Consider the following 17,710-nt stretch of genomic DNA (forward strand, 5'->3'; position numbering starts at 1 on the left):
AGTTATTGACCCAGATTCTCCAGTGCTGTACGGGCCTCAGTATTATTTGGATCAAAAGCTATTACACCCTGATAACTCTCTATAGCCTTATCCAAGTCCCCTAACTGTTCGTATACAAATCCTAACTCAATAAGCAGTTCTGTGCTGCGGGGGTTAAGCAAATATGCAGCGCTAAGAGCCTCGTGTGCTCTTTCAAACTGATTTTGTCTGGCATAGGCAATCCCCAAATTCAGTTGACTAACGTGATCCCGAGGTGCCAGGGAAACTGCTGTTGTAAATGATCTGACTGCCAAATCATACCTTTCCATTTGCATATAAGTCAGGCCCCGGTGAAAAAAGGCAGGAAAGTAATTATCATCTAAAGAAGCTGCTTTATCAAAATGGGCCAGAGCCTGGTTTAAATCATCTTTTTGGAAATAAGCCCAGCCTAGATTTACATGATTCTCCACGTTGTCAGGATCCTGGGCTACCCGCTGGCGCAGTGCTTCAAACTGCTGAATGTAATAGGGATCCGCACTGTATCTATCCCAGAAAAACAGCTGACCGATCCCATACAGGATTACATTGGCAAACATAAAAGTAATGACTATGGTGATCCATGCCTTGGTCGCTGAAACTTTTGGGTTGGGCCGCTGCTTTAGCATTTCATCTCTGTAAAAATCCGCCGCTGTTGAAACCATTTGATTGTTGCTCATAGTACCCTCCAATGATTATTTTTTGATATAATGACAGTCTCCGCAAACTCGGGGACTGTGGCATCGTAAACAATCCTGCTCCAGGCCATTTTCCACGGGAGTAGGGTGCTTGATGCGCCATCCATCTCTGTGCCTGCCCTGGTGACAGTTGCTGCAATTTACTGGTGTTATATTGGAAAATTCGCCTTGGTTATTGCCACCTAATTGTACATTGTGGCAGACCATACACCCCTGCGTTCCGTTAATTCTGGCATCTTTGGCGTGATTTAGGCGATACCTCTCGTCATGACCCTCAGGGCGCTGTAAGTGACACTCATAGCAGAGGCTGTTCTCCCGGGCGTAGGCGGCCACCGGGTCAGAGTGCTCCACTTCTTCGGCGTTGCGACGGGTCCAGGAGTGGCAGAAGTCGCAGGATTCCAGGTCTTGGTAGGCCTGGCGGCCGTGATCTGTCATAAAGTTTGGTGCGTTGTGGGAATCGGGATAGACGATTACCTGGTGGCAGGCTTCGCAGCTGTTGTCTGCCTGTAGAGCTTCGTGGCAGTCCATACATTCCTTCATATCCAGGTTTCTGTACTCGTAGGCCATCTGGGTACTGGCAAAAGCTGCGGTCCATTGCTCCACATTGGTGGAGAGGGTGAAGTCGCGGGTGGAGATGTTGGTGTGGACCACACCCTGGTGGCACTCCATACAGTCGATGTTGACGTCCTCGTGGCGGTAGTGCGGTACTATCAGGTCGCCGGAGGGTGTTACTTCGCGGTTTAGGGCGTGACAGTTGTAACAACCGTCGGCGGTCATCTTTTCCCGGGTTGTGATGGGCAGGTAGTACGTTTCGGTGAGGTACTTATAGCCCATTTGGGCCAGAGAGGCCTGAAAACGTGCTACTCCTTCCAGCCCTGGCTCCTGATGACAGGTCAGGCAGGAGAGATTGTTGTGTGCAGATGCTTCCCAGGTACGGACATGAGGCACCATAACATGACAAAGGGCGCAGGAATCCGGATTATTAATGTCGTGGCTGTAAGTCAGTACCATAACCAGAAAGAGAAATGATAAGGCACCGGCTAAGGCTCTGTTCTTGGACCGCGGGTCGCGTCCGTCGGGAAATTTGAATTTAAACTTTCGACCCATGTCGTTCCTCCTTGTTGTTGTATGGCTGCACCCCCTGCACCTTGTCGAAATGTGAAAGATAGTACAATCCTATTGAAAAAAAATGTCGCTGCCTGGCGAAATTAGGCCCATTGCACTATTGACTTTCGCTACTAATACTTCTTTCGTGACTAATGTTCCACTATCAGGAGGTCTTTTCCTCGAAACACATGCCCTGATAATCGCAGGACAATGTCCAACAGAAAAAAAGGACACCTCTGGGAAGATGTCCCATGGTGCCCTTTTTTAGGCATTTGCTGCCAGGTATTTACCTTTTTCAGTGATGATTTTGTTGTCTGCGGCCATTTTTTCCAGGTGCTTTTTTATCATTTGCCATTCGAAATAGTAGAAGAAGAACTCCGGTTCGGGATGGCGGGGATAGATTAGCTGTTTTGCGGCCAGATCTTCCAGTGTTTGCGGGGCTTTTAGTTCGTTGAGAATCATGTTCTCCCGGGCAGTAAAAACCTGGGCATAGTCTTTAAGGCGGTTAACCACACCTTTGCGAATATAGCCGTCTTCGTGGCCACTGACAAAGATATGGGGGTTGATGTCAATTACTTTCTGCAGTGACTTTTCAAAGGCTTCCAGGTCGGAAAGTTCATGGGCGTACCAGGGGCCAAATGAAGACAGGTCTATATCGGCGCCAAACATTAAGCCGGTTTTTTCTTCATAGAAACAGCAGTGGCCCGGTGTGTGGCCGGGGACATGGATGACACGCAGTTTGGTACGGCCAAAGTCCAGGATTTCACCGTCTGTGAATGTGGAGTCCACCCGGGACGGACGGTGATTGATAATGGGCATGAATTTGGCTATCTGCTCCGGAGTGAAGCGGTCATAGCCGGTATAGCGGAGCATTTCTTCGTAGCTTTCCAGAGCTGGGGTATCATCTGCGTGACAACGGATGTGTGCTTTGGGGAAAAGTCCGTTACCGCGGACATGATCCGGATGGAAATGGCTGTTGATGAGTACATCAACGCGGCCCAGCACGGGTTTCAGGTAGTCTTTGCCGGCGGCGCTGTCGATGAGGCCGCAAACATCGTCTTTGATGTAGAGGCAGTGACAGTACGGAAAAGTCCCGTTTCTTTTGCCGGGGACCAGATAAATTGTGTCGGTAATCTTTTGCATAAAAACCTCCGGTTACTAGAAAGGCGCGCTCTTTCGGTTTCCTCAGTGCGCGCTTTTCAGTACTGCTTACCTTAGCAGCTTCGCTATCTGCGAAGCGTTATAATTACCTAGCAGTATAAAGAGAACCCGGCCTGGAGGCCGGGTTCTGTCAATTGATTAGTCGAACTTGGGACGCGGCAGAAGACCTGCACGTTCGCAGATTTCCGGGACGATTTCTTCCCAGGCTACGGCCATCAGGTGAATGCCGGCTACGCCTTCCACCGTTTTCAGGTGTTCGATCATCTCCACGCACAACTTGACGCCCTCTTCTTTTTTCTTTTCGGCACCCTTGATCCGGTCGATGATTTCATCGGGAACGATCATGCCGGATACATTGTTTTTCATATAGCGGGCGGCACCCAAGGATTTAATGGGGATAACGCCGGCTAAGATGGGTACTTTTTTGTGGATACCCAATTCGCGTACTTTTTCCATCCAGCGCTCAAAGCGGTCCATATCAAAGATGGCCTGAGTCTGGATAAAGTCGGCGCCGGCTTCCACTTTTTTGGCCAGGCGGTAAGCCCGGTATTCAAAGGGATCGGCAAAGGGGTTTTCCACAGCACCGATACAGATATCGATGGGAGCTTCCAGTTTTTCACCGCCGATGAACACTTCTTCATCACGCATGTTTTTTAAGGTCTGAATCAGGTTCATGGAATCCAGGTCGTTTACGTTTTTGGCATTGGGCTCGTTGCCGAAGTTGGCATGGTCACCCTGCAGGCAGAGGATATTTTTAATTCCCAAAGCTGCAGCACCTAAAACGTCGGACTGGATGGCGATGCGGTTACGGTCGCGGCAGGTAATCTGGATAACCGGGTCCAAGCCCATGTCTATCAGGATTTTACCACAGGCCACACTGGAGGTCCGCACAATGGCAGTCTGGTTATCGGTTAAGTTGATGGCATCAACCACGCCGCCTAAAAGGTGGCCGTGATGCTCAATCTTATCCCGTTCAGCGCTTTTTGGAGGACCTAGTTCGCCTGTAACAATAAACTCGCCGCTTTTTAAAGCTTTTTGCAGATTGCTTAGTGTCATTACAGTTTCACATCCTCCCTGACCATTTTTCTCGGTCCGCCGGAATGGGACGTTGACCAGTCTTTAGGAGGCTTAACTTCTTCAAGGGCGGATAACTTATCGAACTTCATCATCCGTTCCACAATCAGATGCCAGCCACATTCCGTTTCCTTGCTGACCTCACATTTACCATCCTGAGAACCGCCGCAGGGGCCGTTTACCATGCTCTTGGAGCAGCGGGCAATAGGACAGATACCCAGGGTTTCTTCCAGCACACACTTACCGCAGCCCAGGCAGTTTTCCATCCAAACGCCCTGTTGGGTGGGTAAACCCATGAAAGTGGTGTTTACGCCGGGGAGAGTCAGCATGTCGTCATAGTGCATGTTCATGGTCTGAATACCTACACCACAAGCCAGAGAAACAACTACGTCTGCTTCTTCCACCAGCTCGCGAGCGGACTCCAGATATTCAAATTCACACTGGCGCTCTACGGTGTGGGCTTTTACGTCTACAGGCTTACCGGCTTTTTTGCGGGCGATGGAGATGGCAGAAGCGGCTTCCTTTGCTTCTTTCTGACCACCGGCCATACAGACGGTTACACATTCCCCGCAGCCCAGAACAAGCACCTTATCATACTTTTCTACGGCATTGATAATTTCGGAAAGAGGTTTACGTTCAGCGACGATCATTTACTCTTCACCTCCCCCACCATTTAAAACGGCGTCGACTTTTGCCAGGAACTTTTCAGCTACCGGAGCAAAGTCTTTAACTTCTTCTCTGGTGAGATTCAAGTATTCTACGCGATCTTCCAGACCAATCTGCTCCAGAATTTCTGAGGCGCGTCCGGCCCGTTTTTCGGCCCACTTGGCCACATCGCGGTAGGTGCACTCATCTTCCTGTTCACAGCCGGCCACAAAGACGCCTTCTGCGCCCAGGTCAAATGCTTCCAGAATGTTCTGAACTTCCACTTTAGCCACGCAAGGTACGCGGACCACAGCCAGGTTTTGCGGTTTGCCGTTGTTGACGTATTTCATGAAGTCACGCTCGGCAAAAGCGCCATAGCTGCAGGTGAATACCACAGTGGCGGGACCGCCGTTACCTTTGGCCTGCTCCACTGCATCATTTAAGTGGTTTAGTGCATGCTGTGCATAGTGATTGCGGAAGCGAATGGCGCTGGCGGGGCAAATGCCCACACAGAGGCCACAGGCCTGGCATTCTTCGTTGCGGATTGTGAAGTTGCCTTCGTCGTCAATGTGCGGTACGCCGTAAGGACAGGTACGCAGACAGGTGAGGCAGACTGCACAGATTTCGTCGATACATTCCGCACCGGCGGCACAGTCCAGGCAGCGGCGGCTCTCACAGAGCGCTGCGCGCTCGTCATAGCCGATTTCCACATGTTCGTTGTGCTGGGCACGGGTATGCTCATCCAGGAAAGGTACGGCCAGCCGGTCGATGGGCTTGACTTCCTTCACTGTTTCTTCATCCAGCATATCCAGAACTTCGTAGCGGTCGGCCAGAGAGGCATCAAAGGGCTCGTTGTTCAAGAAGCTTTGTACAGCCAGAGCTGCCTTTTGGCCGGTGGACATGGCTTTAACGGCGGAGCCGGGACCAAAGACCACTTCACCTGCGGCAAATACGCCGGGGCGGGTAGTCTGCATGGTGCGCATGTCGTATTTCATCATACCGCGTTCGTTAAGTTCAATGCCGGAGTCGGTCAGGTAGGACAGGTTGTCGTTGCCCTGGCCGATGGCAAAGATAACGGTATTGACGTCGATAACGTTTTTGGTATCACCGAATTGGGGGTTAAAGCGTTTCTGCTCATCGAAAACAGAGAGTACTTCCTGAACTTCCATACCGGTAATGTTGCCGGCATCGTCGGTTACTATCTGTTTTGGACCCCAGGCGGGGAACATTTCTACCCCTTCTTCGATGGCTTCTTCGATTTCCCATTCAAAGGCGGGCATGGTGGTGCGGCATTCCAGGCAGGCCAGCTTAACGTTTTCGGCGCCGCAGCGAACAGCCTGACGGGCCACGTCCATGGCCACGTTACCGCCGCCGACTACCAGTACCTTACGGCCGGGTTCGAATTTGAAGTCATGGTACTTGGCACTGTTTAAGAAGGGCAGCGCCAAGAGGACATCCTTGGCATCGGAGCCGGGGATGGGAATTGCTTTACTGGTGGGCAGGCCCAGGGCCAAAACTACGGCCTGGTAATCTGCGGCCAGGTCTTCAATGGAGAAGTCTTTACCCATTTCTACGCCGGTTTTAATTTCCACACCGGCTTCGGCTACGCGGGAAACATCTTTGCGCATAGCGTCCATGGGCAGACGGTAATGCGGGATAAAGTTGGTGATGGCGCCGCCTGCTTCGGCGGAGCGCTCAAAGATTGTTACCGCAAAGCCCATTTCTGCCAGAGCGCGGGCTGCGGCCAGGCCGGCGGGTCCCCCACCCACAACAGCCACTTTTTCGGAACGGGTCACTTCAGCTTTTTTCACTTCAGGCCACTTTCCGTTTTCCAGGGCAAAGCGCTTCAGAGCGCGGATGGATACCGCTTCGTCTACGTCTTTGCGGCGGCATTCTGTTTCGCAGGGATGCGCACAGATCATACCGCAAACGGAAGCCAACGGGTTCGGTTCAATTATGGCTTCCACCGCTTTGTCATAATCACCCACAGAGATTTGCCGGACATACTCCTGGACGTCAGTATGAACCGGGCACCCGCCCTGACAGGGCGGGTACTGGGTCACAGCGGAAGAATCATTGTATCTTATCTTACTCAAAAGATCTTCCTCCCTTACGGCAGCTTATTTCTGTTGTTTGATATAAACGTCTACATAGCTGTCGCAGTAAATGTCGAGGTTCATGATAACCCGGGCGGTAGCAATGGCTTCAATGAGCTCACGATCGCAGGCATCTGCAACTGCGGCATCCAGGCCATTGGCAATACCCATTGTAGCAAAGGTGCGGTTAATCAGTTCACGGCTCTTGGTACCCTGAGAGATGTTGGAGAGTCCAACAACGGTCCGGGGAGAGGGATCGGCCAGCATTTTTACCTGGCGGAGAGTATTCATAACTTCGGGGCCATGGTCCTGACCTACGTTGCAGGGCAGTACCAGCGGATCAATATAGAGGTCTTCCATGGGAATGCCGTAGGAATCGGCAGCAGCCACCAACTCCATGGCCAGAGCAACACGGGTGTCGGCATCCTTGGGGATACCCTGTTCGTTCATGGCCAGGCCGATAACGGCGGAATTGTGCTTGGCAGCCATGGTGAACACGCGCTCCATCTTGGGCCACTCGGCGGGAACGGAGTTAATCATGGCCGGGCGCTTGCACAGTTCCAGGCCGGCTTCAATGGCATCGTAGTTGGTGGAGTCCAGAGCCAGGGGCAGGTCACTTGCTTCCTGAGTCTTTTCTACCAGCCACTGCATAACTTTTACCTGATCCTTGGCAGCGGGTCCGGTGTTGATGTCAAGGTAACGTGCGCCGCCCTCTTCCTGCTTCTTGGCCCAGTAATGGATGGCAGTGGGGTCCTCTTCACGGATACCCTGAGCAATGTCTTTGAACATCCCATTAATTCTTTCACCGATAATGAACATAAATTTTCTACCTCCCTTTTTGGTAAGGCTGTTAAAGCAAAGTATTATACCGCCCTGACAGCCTCGCTGTGTTGTTTAAGAAGCGGCCGCAAGCTAACCTGCGGCCGCCGGACAGTACAACTTAAACTTCGTTTGCAACCATCAGCTCTTCGATATTCTGCTTGATCAAGGATGCAGCCTTGGGATGACGCATAACTACGATATCCATACCGGCCTGCAGAAGGGCTGTGGCTGTGGTGGCTTCCCACAGAATGCCGCGGGGCTCCTGCTCTCCCCATGCGGGGAAGTCTTCCACAGAAGCGTTGGCTTCTTTGGTACGCCATACTTCAAAGCCCACGTTACCAATCATGGGCAGACCCAGCATTTTGTCGCCCTGCAGGGCGCCGTTACGGGCGCGCTCCATGATGGAGTAGCCGTATTCCAGACCATAGCCCAAAGCGGCGATGGTGGGGTCGATAACAATTCTGTCATCGGGAAGGTTCATTTCGGTGATGAGGATGTTCAACTGCTTACAGATGTTGATGTCGATGGGAGACTGAGCAATGATGTTGTGCTTGTGTACCATGCAGGCAGCGGTGAGGGACTTGTAGTTTTCCTGCTCTGCCACACCAATCAGGAGGTTTTCACCGGAAGTTTCTTCAGCTACCACCGGCAGAACCTGGTTGTCCTTTTCCTCTTTGCCGCAGCCCAATACTACCAGCGGGCACTCCACTGCAGCCAAAACATCTTTAACTACTTTGGCGCAATCTTCCGGAGATGCGTCGTTGATATCAGGATCAGCACCTTTTAAACGGAGAACAATGAGATCTGCACCGTATTCCTCTACGCACTTCTTGGCCCAAGCGGCGGCATCGTTGTAGACATCGCCGAAGTAGGAATCAAAGCATGCGTTCCAGTCCGCCGGAGCATGGTCCCATACCTCCAGGGCCACCACGGGGCGGTTGGGAATTTCACCTTCAAAATGGAGGAAAGGCAGGGCGCCTTCACCACCTACGGTAATGGTGTAGCCGCGGGTGCCACCTTGTTCTTTGGTGGCGCCCAGTGTGACTTCACCCACTTTACTTCTATATTTCTCTTTCACTGCGTTGAAAGCCATGTGGTTACTCTCCTTTCTTTATGGGTTTACCCTTTATTTCAAATTGGTTACCGATGGGAAGAGCGTCATATCGGTATGCGGTATAAACAGTGCCGACATGAACTCATCCATAAAGTCGTTACCCACCGATAACTCCAGATAAGTCATTTTTTTGCCTAACTCCTGCGCTTCATGGTAAGCATCCTGGGAAAGAAGGGAAAGCCGTGCGCCCTTTACCGAGGAGTTACCGATAAACCGGTATTTTTCCGGTGGCAGGTCCGGCAGAAGTCCGATTGAGATGGCGTCGCGGATGTTGATAAAGTTTCCGAAACCACCGGCAATCAGGACCTTTTCAATTACCTCTTCATCAAGCTGGACCGCTTTTAACATGCTGCGGATGCCGGCATAAACTGCGCCTTTGGCGCGGAGCAGATTCTTGATGTCGTTTTCCGTGATGATAATATCTTTGTTGCACTCCGTTTCTTCACCAAAGACCAGCACAAATTCCCAGCCGTCATCACCCTGACGAATACGCGGCGTATCCAGATCGGTCTGAATTTTGCCGGCCCGGTCAATGAGGCCCACCTCACGTAACTTGGCCAGGCAGTCAATGAGGCCGGAGCCACAGATGCCCATGGGCTTCATCTTCCCGATGGTCGACACTTTCACCTCATAGGTGTCCGCATCAATTTCCACATATTCAATGGCGCCTTTCATGGCGCGCATGCCAAAGGTGATGCCGCCGCCTTCAAAGGCGGGGCCGGCAGAACAGGCAGCCGTCATCAGCCAGTCGCGGTTACCCAGCACCATTTCTCCGTTGGTGCCGATATCAATGAAGAGGGTTATTTCATCCGACTGAGCCATATTCGTTACCAGCGTACCGGAGACAATGTCCCCGCCCACATAAGATGCTACCGAGGCGAAAGTAGCCACGAAAGCAGTGGGGTTAATGTTCAGGCCCAATTCTTCAGCCCGAACCGGAGGAGTCTCTGCTGCCAGAGGAATATAGGGCTCCAGGCGGATATATTTAGGTGTAAGCCCCAGGAAGAGGTGCGTCATGGTGCTGTTTCCTGCTACCATGGCCATGTGCACATCATCGCCGCTGGCCTGACTTTGCTCCAACACCTCATCAATCAGCTGATTGATGGTGTCAATCACAGCTTTGTGCAGGTCTTGCAGTCCGCCTTTTTTATCACTGGCATGAATCATGCGGGTAATGACATCATCGCCGTAACGGGCCTGTTTGTTATACGTACCCTTTTTCCCCAGGGTTAGGCCGGAATCCAGGTCGATGAGGTACACCACCACGGTGGTTGTGCCGATATCCACCGCAAGTCCAAAGGATTTGCGGTCGGAATGACCGGGTTCCAGGTGAACTACTTCGGCGCAGCCGTTAAGCTGTGCCACCGTCACCGTCACATCCCAGTCTCCGGCACGCAGGGTTTCCGCCAGTTCCCGCAATACGGGCAAAGCAATGTGGATTTCCCCACAGTCCAATTCACTGCGCAGAGCAGCCTGCAGGCGGTTCCAATCGGACACATTCTCGGTAAGCGTGGGCTCGGTAAGGGAAAGCTTGACTTTACGGCATACAGGTTTAATGGCGTACCCTTCCGCCAGGCCTTCATCCTGTTCCACCAGGACTTCCTTCTCATCCAGAAGCACCTGATGCTCGTCCAGACGAGAATCCTTGGGGACATCAATGACCACATTTCCCTCCACCATTGTCTGGCAGGCCAGAACCATGCCGGCTTGCTTGGCCTTCTGGGAAACGGCTCCTGTGCTTTTCAGTCTGACATTACCGTCCTTTACTTTGACCAGGCAGCGGCCACATGTGCCGTCACCACCGCAGTTACTCTTAAGTTCTACACCGGCCAGAGTTGCCGCGCGCAGAACAGATGTGCCGGGTTCCACGTTTGCTACCAGGTTGTCGGGAAAAAATAAGACGGTTACTTTATCCATGCGTGTCACCTTTTCTCTTGGTTTTAGTGCATATAAGCTAAATTACTTACCGAAGTTGTCTTTGGCAAATTTGCCGATTCCCGCTGCTTCACGGGGACCAACGATAACTTTCCAGCCGGTCTCTTCTTCGGTGGAACCGGAGAGAACCGCAACATAACCGGGGAGAACCAGTGTCTTGTGGTTCACTTTGGATTCCATGTCGTTTTCTTTCAGAGCCTTGTTGATGGAATCACCGGTCAGCTTGCCGGCAGCCCAGGCGGTAAGAACGGAGATACCGTCGGTGTTAACCGGTACAATCCAGGCAGGAACTTTGCTGCCTTCCACTTCGCCTTCAACAATATAGTAGGTCAGGGAGAAGTTTGTGGTGATGTAGACGGGTGAGTCGGGAGTGACATCGCCCACGGCCACAGCTTTAGCTTCAACCTGAATGGGTTTCTGCGGGTCGGTGAACAGATTCTGGCGCCAGGATACCAGCGGCAGGATCTCTTCTTTTTTGCTTGCTTTGAGGACAATCATGCCGGCGTACTTGGAGAGATACACACCAGCCTGTACCACTTCTTCCATGGGATCATCCTTGGTGGTAAAGGCCATGGCCGGATATCCGAAGGGACGGAAGCGCTTGCGCACTGCGGAACGACGGATCTGAGTCAGGTCGGCCAGCACCTGGGAAGTTTCCCGGTTACCGGAATCCAGAACCAGCTCTTTGTAGCCCAGCTTGGTAATCTTCTCCACCAAATCGGCCAGATCTGCCAAACCGTTGCCTTTAACGGCCAGCGGGCACTCCAGCTTCTTGGCCAGTTCAGTCATGGCCTCGTAGTTGTCGTTAGTGGCAGCGTACAGTAAGGGCTTTTTATCAGCCACAGCTGTAGCAGCCGTCTCCATGGCAGCCACGTCCTCGCAAATAAGAACAAACGGCTTCTGAGTGCCGGCAGCAACAGCTTCTGCGGCTGCTTTAAACTTAGCACCGTCACCGGAAGTGCACTGCAGAGCCACCATATCGGTAACAAAATGTAAGCCAACACGGTCAAACTCCAGCTCGTCAAACGCTGCGACCCGTGCGGCCACATCTTCGGTGTCTTCAATCAGAACTGCCAGGGCAGTGGGATGGTAGAAACGCTTGTCATGACGGAACAGCTCTGTTTCGTCACCCATTTCTACAGCATGGTCGCCGGTACCTACTTTCACCAACTTAATTGGCGGTGCAGCGGCGGCGCCGAGTGCTTCTTTTGCTTCTTCTGATACATGCGGGCATTTGTCCAGCGATGTTTTACCAGCGGCCAGAGCCATAGCAAATGCCAGGCAGGTAGGAAAGCCGCAGTCCCCGGTATTTGTTTTGGGGAGCTGTTTGAAAATCTCAAGACCTGTTAAACCCATGATTTCGACTCCTTTCCTTTAAGAAATGTGTTTACGGATGTACTTTTGTTCCAGTAATGCTTGCTTCTTTTGTTTCTCTGAAAAGCAAACATTCTGATGCTGTACTCCATTCACCCACCTTTATTTTTATATTAAAGGCAGTAAATTAATACAGCAAAAAAAAGAAAAGAGGCGGGCAGGCATAAACCGGCCCGCCTTCTTAACTTACATCAGGGGATCCATTGTCAGTGCCGGATGGCCTTTTTCTTCCAGGAACGGCAGAATTTCTTCTGCGGTGGTTCCTACGGTCTCATCGGCAATCTTATCTACAAAGTCGGCACCAAGGCCGTCTTCTTCGGCACGCTCACGCAGATCGTCGCCGAGGAAGTCTTTCAGTTCTTTTGGCATCCAGACGATCCGGCCCAGGCCGCCGTCCGCTTTCAGGAACTTGCGGGACAGCATATAGGAGCGACCGATACCCATGAAGCCGGGAGCCTGCACGCCGCCGCCGACGGAACCTGCCAGTGAGGAGAAAGTCATACCGCTGGGGGTATCACCGGAATGCTCACGGGTGGTAACCATCAGGCCGTTAGCCTCGGGCACGATGGCCAGGATAGCTTCGAAACAACCGCAGGAGGTCATGGGACGATCCATCAGGGTGTAGAGGTTAACCTCTTCTACGCTGCGGTTGGAAGTGGTGTAAACGTACTCGTTAACCGATTCCCACATACCCTTCTCTTCATCAAGGACACCCTCTTTGGCAATGGGGCGGTTGGGACCGTTGGGGTCGATTTCATAGGAAGCTTTAGCGTCAAGCCAGCTCACCGCACCGCACAGACCAACACGCTCCGGGGAAACCACGCAAACGTGGTTGGGGGCGAAGGACTGGCAGAGGATGCAGGAGTACAGCTCGTCAACAGCTTCGTCGGTGAGGCCTCTTAAGCGGGCGTCACGAACAGCGTAGCGCTCACGGGCCTCTTTGATCTGCTCTTCCACCGCATCGGCATCGGTGAAGAGTTCTACTTCCACACGGTCAACGATGGCGGGGAACTCATCTTTAAACTTAGCGATGAGGATTTCACCGTAATCTTTGACGCGGAAGCCTTTGGCCACTGCATCTTTGGATACACGGAGCCAGCAGAGATCACGCTGGGCTACGTGCCACAGGCCTTCACCGTAGTTGATGAAGTAGTGGATCCGGCGCTCCAGAACGCTCTCGAAGTCTTCCTGCATCTTACGGCCGTAGATTTTAACTTTGATACCCAAGGGCAACTTGGCACCCTCTTCGATTTCGTCAAAGTCCGGACCGGTGACGGTGATCTTGCCGTCTTCGATTTCGTCTTCGCCCACCATGGAAACCAGCTCGAAGGCTGTGGTGCGGCCGCCGCCCATTTCCACAAACATGTCGCCCTTACGGATGGTTTCACCCTCAAAGGCAGGACCGATGGTGATGGGTACGGGAATTTCGAGGATCTTCAGCTTAATGCCGCGCAATTCCATGGAGTACTTAACGATGGTATCATAATCGGTATGGGATACATACCAGTCGGGAATCTCTTCTTCCAGTTCGGTGTCGCAGATGACGGGGAAGCCAATGAAGATAGCTGCAAAGTGTGCTGCCACCTGAACATCATCGATTTCGCCCAGATGCAGTACAAATGCACGCACACGACGATGCTGGTAATCACGATGCTCTTCGCGGAGGCCGGGGGCGATACCACCGAAGGCCATACCGGCACGCAGAGCGTAGTTAACCGCATGGATTACCTGGGTGAAGTTTCCGAGCGGGAAGGCGATGTAGTCAACGCCCAGCTTCATGTTCTGCTCCAGAAGCTGCTCAATTACTTCGTTTACCAGGAAGATCATCATACCTTTGGCTTGCAGCTCCTGCACAATCTTGGCGGCAGCTTCGCTGGTCTTTGCTTTACCAACGATAACGGCCTGACCGGGGATTGTCCAGTCAACAAGCTGGATACCAAACTTACGGAGAATGGGGTCTGTCAGGTAACCGGTCCACGGTGCCACATGAGGGTCTCCCTCAATGTAGCGCAGAACTTCAATGATTTCTGCGGCATAGGCGGTGGACTCCCCGTACAGACGGGCATTCTCGAAATTAAGGGTTTCTTTAATCTGGTTGCGCATCCGGTTAAGAATCGGAGGCAATTCACCCAGCTTAGTTACTTTCTCACCGGAGAGACTGCTCATTACCGGCAGGTAATAGGCGGTATCGGGATAACCGATTTCTTTATCGGGGCCATACTTGCGGATGGCCTGACTTAGCAGGATCTCAGCGTAGCTTGTGGCGGTGATGGCACCGTTGTAGGCGCGCTGAAACAGCTTCTTAGGGGCTTTTGACTCATCTTCAATGGCCCCGGCATAAATTTCATCAAAGGCTGTAGTAGACATGCTCTTTCCTCCCTTTCACGGTTAGTACTGTTTACCAGGCGGCAGATGCCGGTGCACTGAACTTCTCAGCAGTTTCAGCATGGACTTTCAGCTTCCAGCTGCGATAGTCGAGAGCTTCCAACATCTTTGCGGCAGCTTTTGTGCCGTCAGTTTCCCACATGAAGTAGCCACCGTATACATCGTGGGCTACCTGCAGAGCGATACCGTTAACCAGGTCACTGCCGGTTACAGGCGGCACAACACCGACGTGTACGGGCAGACCCATGGCAACGTTCCAGAGACCGATGGCAACGGCCTTTTCACTCATGGCTTCAGGCGCGCTGGCCACAAACGGAATCTTGGGAACATCAACGCCAAAGTCATTGGCAATGGCGGTTGCCAGGTTGGTGGCACGGGTGTTGTCCACGCAGGAACCCAGGTGGAAAATCAGCGGCAGGTCGCCTTCCAGCTTGCCGGCGTTGGCTTCGTTCAACCGCTTAATGAAGGCTTTCAGGCCGTCGCCTGCGTAGGTGTCTATAGCTGCTGGCGTCAACAGACCCATCTTGGCGTAGGTACCGGCAGCACAACCGGTGGCAAGAAGAAGAACATCATTCTTTGCCAACTCTTTGGCGATGGTCATATGGTTTTCATCGTGTACGCCTTTTAAGTTGTTGCAACCGGCAAAGAGAGCTACGCCGCGCAGTTCGCCGGACTTAAGAGCGTCGGTGATAACTTTAATGGGTGCATCAGCATTGATGGCGCTAAACAGGTCGTACAGCGCCTCCACACTGAAACCGGCAACCACTTTATTCTTATCGGAGGGGATGCAGCACTCAACACCTTCCCGCTCCTTATAGCCATCGATAGCGATGCTGATGGCATGCTTAGCCTGCTCCAATGCTTTTTCTTCACTGAAATCAATGTGATGAGCACCGGGAATTTTGGCGTTTTCAGATGTGGTGATTACACGGGTGTTGTAGCACTCGGCAACTGCCTGGACACCGGGCATAATGCACTGCACGTCAACAACCATGGCGTCAATGGCGCCGGTCATCATGGGCAGCTCCTGAGAAAGGAAGTTGGTCACCGGGGGAACACCCTGACGCATCAGCACTTCGTTACCTGTGCAGCAGATACCCATCAGCTGAATACCTTCGGCACCGGCAGCTTTGGCGTCTGCTTCCATGTCGCGTGCTGCCTGTACGATCATTTCGGACAGCAGCGGGTTATGGCCGTGCACGGCGATATTTACTTTGTTAGGGTTAATAACGCCCATGTTGGCTTCGGTGAATACCGGAGTGGGAACACCGAAAAGTACGTCGGACATATCGGTACCGATATGCATACCGGTGTAGTCGGCCAGACCTGCTTCCAGAGCCTTAAAGATCAGGTTAACCGGGTCGGCATCCATACCCATGTGTGTCTGAGCAGTAGCACTGGCAATGGTTTCAAACACGCTGGTGGGCATAATGTTGTGAGACTTAAACTTCTCAACGCGACCAGGAGTCACAGTCTTTTCAATCCACTTCACACTGTCGCCGGACATACGCATATAGTCATCCATGCCCAGCTTAACAACGTCGGCCAGAATCTCCATGTCTTCACGGCCTTCGGTGGCAATTTCAAAGCGCTCAGCAATGGCCCGCAGTTTTTCGGGGCTCTTAATGCTGTAATCGGGAGCATGGCCATCCAAGAGAGCCTTTAAGGTTAACAGGATATGCTTGGAGTGATCGGAGTGGGCAGAAGCACCACCCAGGGCTGTACGAACCAGGTTACGAGCAACGATGGTGTAGGCTGTGGCTCCGCAGATACCCTTGGGCGCCTTGTTAGTAATGCGGCAGGGCCCCTGGATACAGATACGGCAGCAAACACCGGTATCACCAAATTTACACTGTGGCTGCTGGGCCACATAACGGTCATAGGCCGTATCACAAGGCAGTTCCTTAGACAGAACCTCTAACACGGCTGGGTCGATAGAACGATTACGATCGACTTGTTTCTTTTTTGTAACATCAGACATGCTTTCACTAACCTCCCTTAAAGAATTGGTGACAAGAAGTTTTCAGGCCTGCTGTTCAGGCCGGTGCGGATTATTCCCGCTAATCCTTCACCTCCCCCAGGATCTTCTCAACTATTTCGTCGATGCCGGGCATAACGCCGCTTCCCTCTAACAGCTTGCTCTCTTCCTCAATGGCATTTTCCAGCACCGCGTCATCGAAGGAAATCATCCCCAAAAGTTCATCTTCGGTAAACTGAGAGCGGACGAACTCTTTTTCCTTATCCGTCCTGACTTTATTAACAAGAATCTTAACCTGACGAATCCCCAGCTCCTTAGCCAGCTTTTGGACCACTTTGGCCGTAGCGGCTGAAACCCGGGTTGGTTCGGTAACGATAATAATCATATCTACACCGCGTGATGTTCCGCGGGTCAGATGCTCAATGCCGGCACTCATATCCATTACAACCATGTCTTCCTTGTCCAACAGCAGGCTGCTGAGCACCGCATAAAGGAAAGAGTTCTCCTTGCAGTAGCAGGCGGTTCCACCCTGCTTGACGGAGCCCATACGCAAAAACTTAATTTTGTCCTGCTCCACCACAAAATCGTCAATCAGATCATCTACTTTGGGGTTAAGCGTGAAAAATGCGCCTTCGCCACCGGAGCGTTCATCCACAATGGCTTTCATCTCAATGATAGGGCGCAACTCAGCCAACTCATCCGCCGGCAGTCCCAATGTAGCACCTAAACTTACATCCGGATCGGCGTCTACGGCATACACTGTATAATCCCGGTTGGCCAGAGCACGAATCAGGTTTGCCGAAAACGTGGTCTTACCAACACCGCCTTTTCCGGAAACTGCGATTTTCACTGCATCCACCTCCTCGAAGAGTATGCTGCTAAAATGAACACGGCAGAAAAGCAAAAGATTCTCCTGTTATATTTTTTGGAATCTTTGGCCTGTTTACAGTTATTCGACGACCACAAAAAAAATCCTTTTTTTTCGAAAAATTAGTTTGTTTGGGTTCGTTTGAAGGCATTAGTGATAAAAATAACCGCTTTCCTCTTTCCTGCGAAGATTTACGGCCTTGTTTGTGACAATTTTCCCTTTTGCTGAATTCCCCAACTTTACTGAAAGTTCTGCGCTTTACGACACCCTGAGCACCGTGTTCCATTATGGCACACTTTTGTGACTAAATTGTGATACTTTTACATCCGCGCTGTGAATTTGCACAAGCTGCCCAATCCTTTTACTGGAAGAGATATGATACAAGAAAGGCGCGCTTTTTAGTACTGCTCACATTAGCAGCTTCGCTATCTGCGAAGC

At 51.9% G+C, this 17,710-nt stretch carries 13 protein-coding genes; all 13 read right to left on the bottom strand.

Annotated elements, in window-relative coordinates:
• Nucleotides 1-2: 2 nt before the first annotated feature.
• The 13 genes from DEALDRAFT_RS05420 to DEALDRAFT_RS05480 all read right to left on the bottom strand — a co-directional run bounded on the left by DEALDRAFT_RS05420 (nucleotide 3) and on the right by DEALDRAFT_RS05480 (nucleotide 17,254).
• Complete coding sequence (locus tag DEALDRAFT_RS05420; protein ID WP_008515592.1) at nucleotides 3-695, bottom strand: tetratricopeptide repeat protein; 693 nt, start codon at nucleotides 693-695, stop codon at nucleotides 3-5.
• 15 nt (nucleotides 696-710) lie between these two features.
• Nucleotides 711-1,820, bottom strand: coding sequence for a cytochrome c3 family protein (locus tag DEALDRAFT_RS05425; protein WP_008515594.1), 1,110 nt, complete (start codon nucleotides 1,818-1,820; stop codon nucleotides 711-713).
• Nucleotides 1,821-2,084: 264 nt separating this feature from the next.
• Nucleotides 2,085-2,963: an MBL fold metallo-hydrolase gene (locus tag DEALDRAFT_RS05430; protein ID WP_008515597.1), complete on the bottom strand. Its 879-nt coding sequence runs from the start codon at nucleotides 2,961-2,963 to the stop codon at nucleotides 2,085-2,087.
• A gap of 156 nt (nucleotides 2,964-3,119) precedes the next feature.
• The gene (locus DEALDRAFT_RS05435; protein WP_008515599.1) at nucleotides 3,120-4,037 is read right to left on the bottom strand and encodes a methylenetetrahydrofolate reductase; all 918 of its coding nucleotides are present in this window, start codon (nucleotides 4,035-4,037) and stop codon (nucleotides 3,120-3,122) included.
• Nucleotides 4,037-4,705, bottom strand: a complete 669-nt coding sequence (locus DEALDRAFT_RS05440; protein WP_008515601.1) for a methylenetetrahydrofolate reductase C-terminal domain-containing protein — start codon at nucleotides 4,703-4,705, stop codon at nucleotides 4,037-4,039. Before DEALDRAFT_RS05440 ends, DEALDRAFT_RS05435 begins: the two co-directional genes overlap by 1 nt.
• Nucleotides 4,706-6,796: an FAD-dependent oxidoreductase gene (locus DEALDRAFT_RS17400; protein ID WP_008515603.1), complete on the bottom strand. Its 2,091-nt coding sequence runs from the start codon at nucleotides 6,794-6,796 to the stop codon at nucleotides 4,706-4,708.
• A gap of 24 nt (nucleotides 6,797-6,820) precedes the next feature.
• On the bottom strand, nucleotides 6,821-7,615 hold the full coding sequence (locus tag DEALDRAFT_RS05450; RefSeq protein ID WP_008515604.1) for a methyltetrahydrofolate cobalamin methyltransferase: 795 nt from the start codon (nucleotides 7,613-7,615) through the stop codon (nucleotides 6,821-6,823).
• A gap of 121 nt (nucleotides 7,616-7,736) precedes the next feature.
• Complete coding sequence (gene cdhD / locus DEALDRAFT_RS05455) at nucleotides 7,737-8,711, bottom strand: CO dehydrogenase/acetyl-CoA synthase subunit delta (protein WP_008515606.1); 975 nt, start codon at nucleotides 8,709-8,711, stop codon at nucleotides 7,737-7,739.
• A gap of 33 nt (nucleotides 8,712-8,744) precedes the next feature.
• Nucleotides 8,745-10,649 (bottom strand): ASKHA domain-containing protein, encoded by a 1,905-nt coding sequence (locus DEALDRAFT_RS05460; RefSeq protein ID WP_008515607.1) that lies wholly within the window; start codon nucleotides 10,647-10,649, stop codon nucleotides 8,745-8,747.
• Nucleotides 10,650-10,691: 42 nt separating this feature from the next.
• Entirely contained in the window at nucleotides 10,692-12,023 is a 1,332-nt protein-coding gene (gene acsC / locus DEALDRAFT_RS05465; protein WP_008515609.1) for an acetyl-CoA decarbonylase/synthase complex subunit gamma, read from the bottom strand.
• Nucleotides 12,024-12,227: 204 nt separating this feature from the next.
• Complete coding sequence (acsB, locus tag DEALDRAFT_RS05470; RefSeq protein WP_008515611.1) at nucleotides 12,228-14,408, bottom strand: acetyl-CoA decarbonylase/synthase complex subunit alpha/beta; 2,181 nt, start codon at nucleotides 14,406-14,408, stop codon at nucleotides 12,228-12,230.
• Nucleotides 14,409-14,439: 31 nt separating this feature from the next.
• Nucleotides 14,440-16,407 carry an anaerobic carbon-monoxide dehydrogenase catalytic subunit gene (cooS, locus tag DEALDRAFT_RS05475; protein WP_008515612.1) on the bottom strand — a complete coding sequence of 656 codons (1,968 nt, stop codon included), beginning with the start codon at nucleotides 16,405-16,407 and terminating at the stop codon, nucleotides 14,440-14,442.
• Nucleotides 16,408-16,486: 79 nt separating this feature from the next.
• Nucleotides 16,487-17,254: an ATP-binding protein gene (locus DEALDRAFT_RS05480; protein ID WP_040378491.1), complete on the bottom strand. Its 768-nt coding sequence runs from the start codon at nucleotides 17,252-17,254 to the stop codon at nucleotides 16,487-16,489.
• Nucleotides 17,255-17,710 lie beyond the last annotated feature (456 nt).

The sequence above is a fragment of the Dethiobacter alkaliphilus AHT 1 genome (assembly GCF_000174415.1).
In the GTDB taxonomy this organism is placed as follows: Bacteria; Bacillota; Dethiobacteria; order Dethiobacterales; family Dethiobacteraceae; genus Dethiobacter; species Dethiobacter alkaliphilus.

What these genes read in the sequence shown, in the direction of transcription:
- DEALDRAFT_RS05420 (WP_008515592.1), bottom strand. Translation starts at nt 695, where the DNA reads ATGAGCAACAATCAAATGGTTTCAACAGCGGCGGATTTTTACAGAGAT.
- DEALDRAFT_RS05425 (WP_008515594.1), bottom strand. Translation starts at nt 1,820, where the DNA reads ATGGGTCGAAAGTTTAAATTCAAATTTCCCGACGGACGCGACCCGCGG.
- DEALDRAFT_RS05430 (WP_008515597.1), bottom strand. Translation starts at nt 2,963, where the DNA reads ATGCAAAAGATTACCGACACAATTTATCTGGTCCCCGGCAAAAGAAAC.
- DEALDRAFT_RS05435 (WP_008515599.1), bottom strand. Translation starts at nt 4,037, where the DNA reads ATGACACTAAGCAATCTGCAAAAAGCTTTAAAAAGCGGCGAGTTTATT.
- DEALDRAFT_RS05440 (WP_008515601.1), bottom strand. Translation starts at nt 4,705, where the DNA reads ATGATCGTCGCTGAACGTAAACCTCTTTCCGAAATTATCAATGCCGTA.
- DEALDRAFT_RS05450 (WP_008515604.1), bottom strand. Translation starts at nt 7,615, where the DNA reads ATGTTCATTATCGGTGAAAGAATTAATGGGATGTTCAAAGACATTGCT.
- cdhD (WP_008515606.1), bottom strand. Translation starts at nt 8,711, where the DNA reads ATGGCTTTCAACGCAGTGAAAGAGAAATATAGAAGTAAAGTGGGTGAA.
- DEALDRAFT_RS05460 (WP_008515607.1), bottom strand. Translation starts at nt 10,649, where the DNA reads ATGGATAAAGTAACCGTCTTATTTTTTCCCGACAACCTGGTAGCAAAC.
- acsC (WP_008515609.1), bottom strand. Translation starts at nt 12,023, where the DNA reads ATGGGTTTAACAGGTCTTGAGATTTTCAAACAGCTCCCCAAAACAAAT.
- acsB (WP_008515611.1), bottom strand. Translation starts at nt 14,408, where the DNA reads ATGTCTACTACAGCCTTTGATGAAATTTATGCCGGGGCCATTGAAGAT.
- cooS (WP_008515612.1), bottom strand. Translation starts at nt 16,407, where the DNA reads ATGTCTGATGTTACAAAAAAGAAACAAGTCGATCGTAATCGTTCTATC.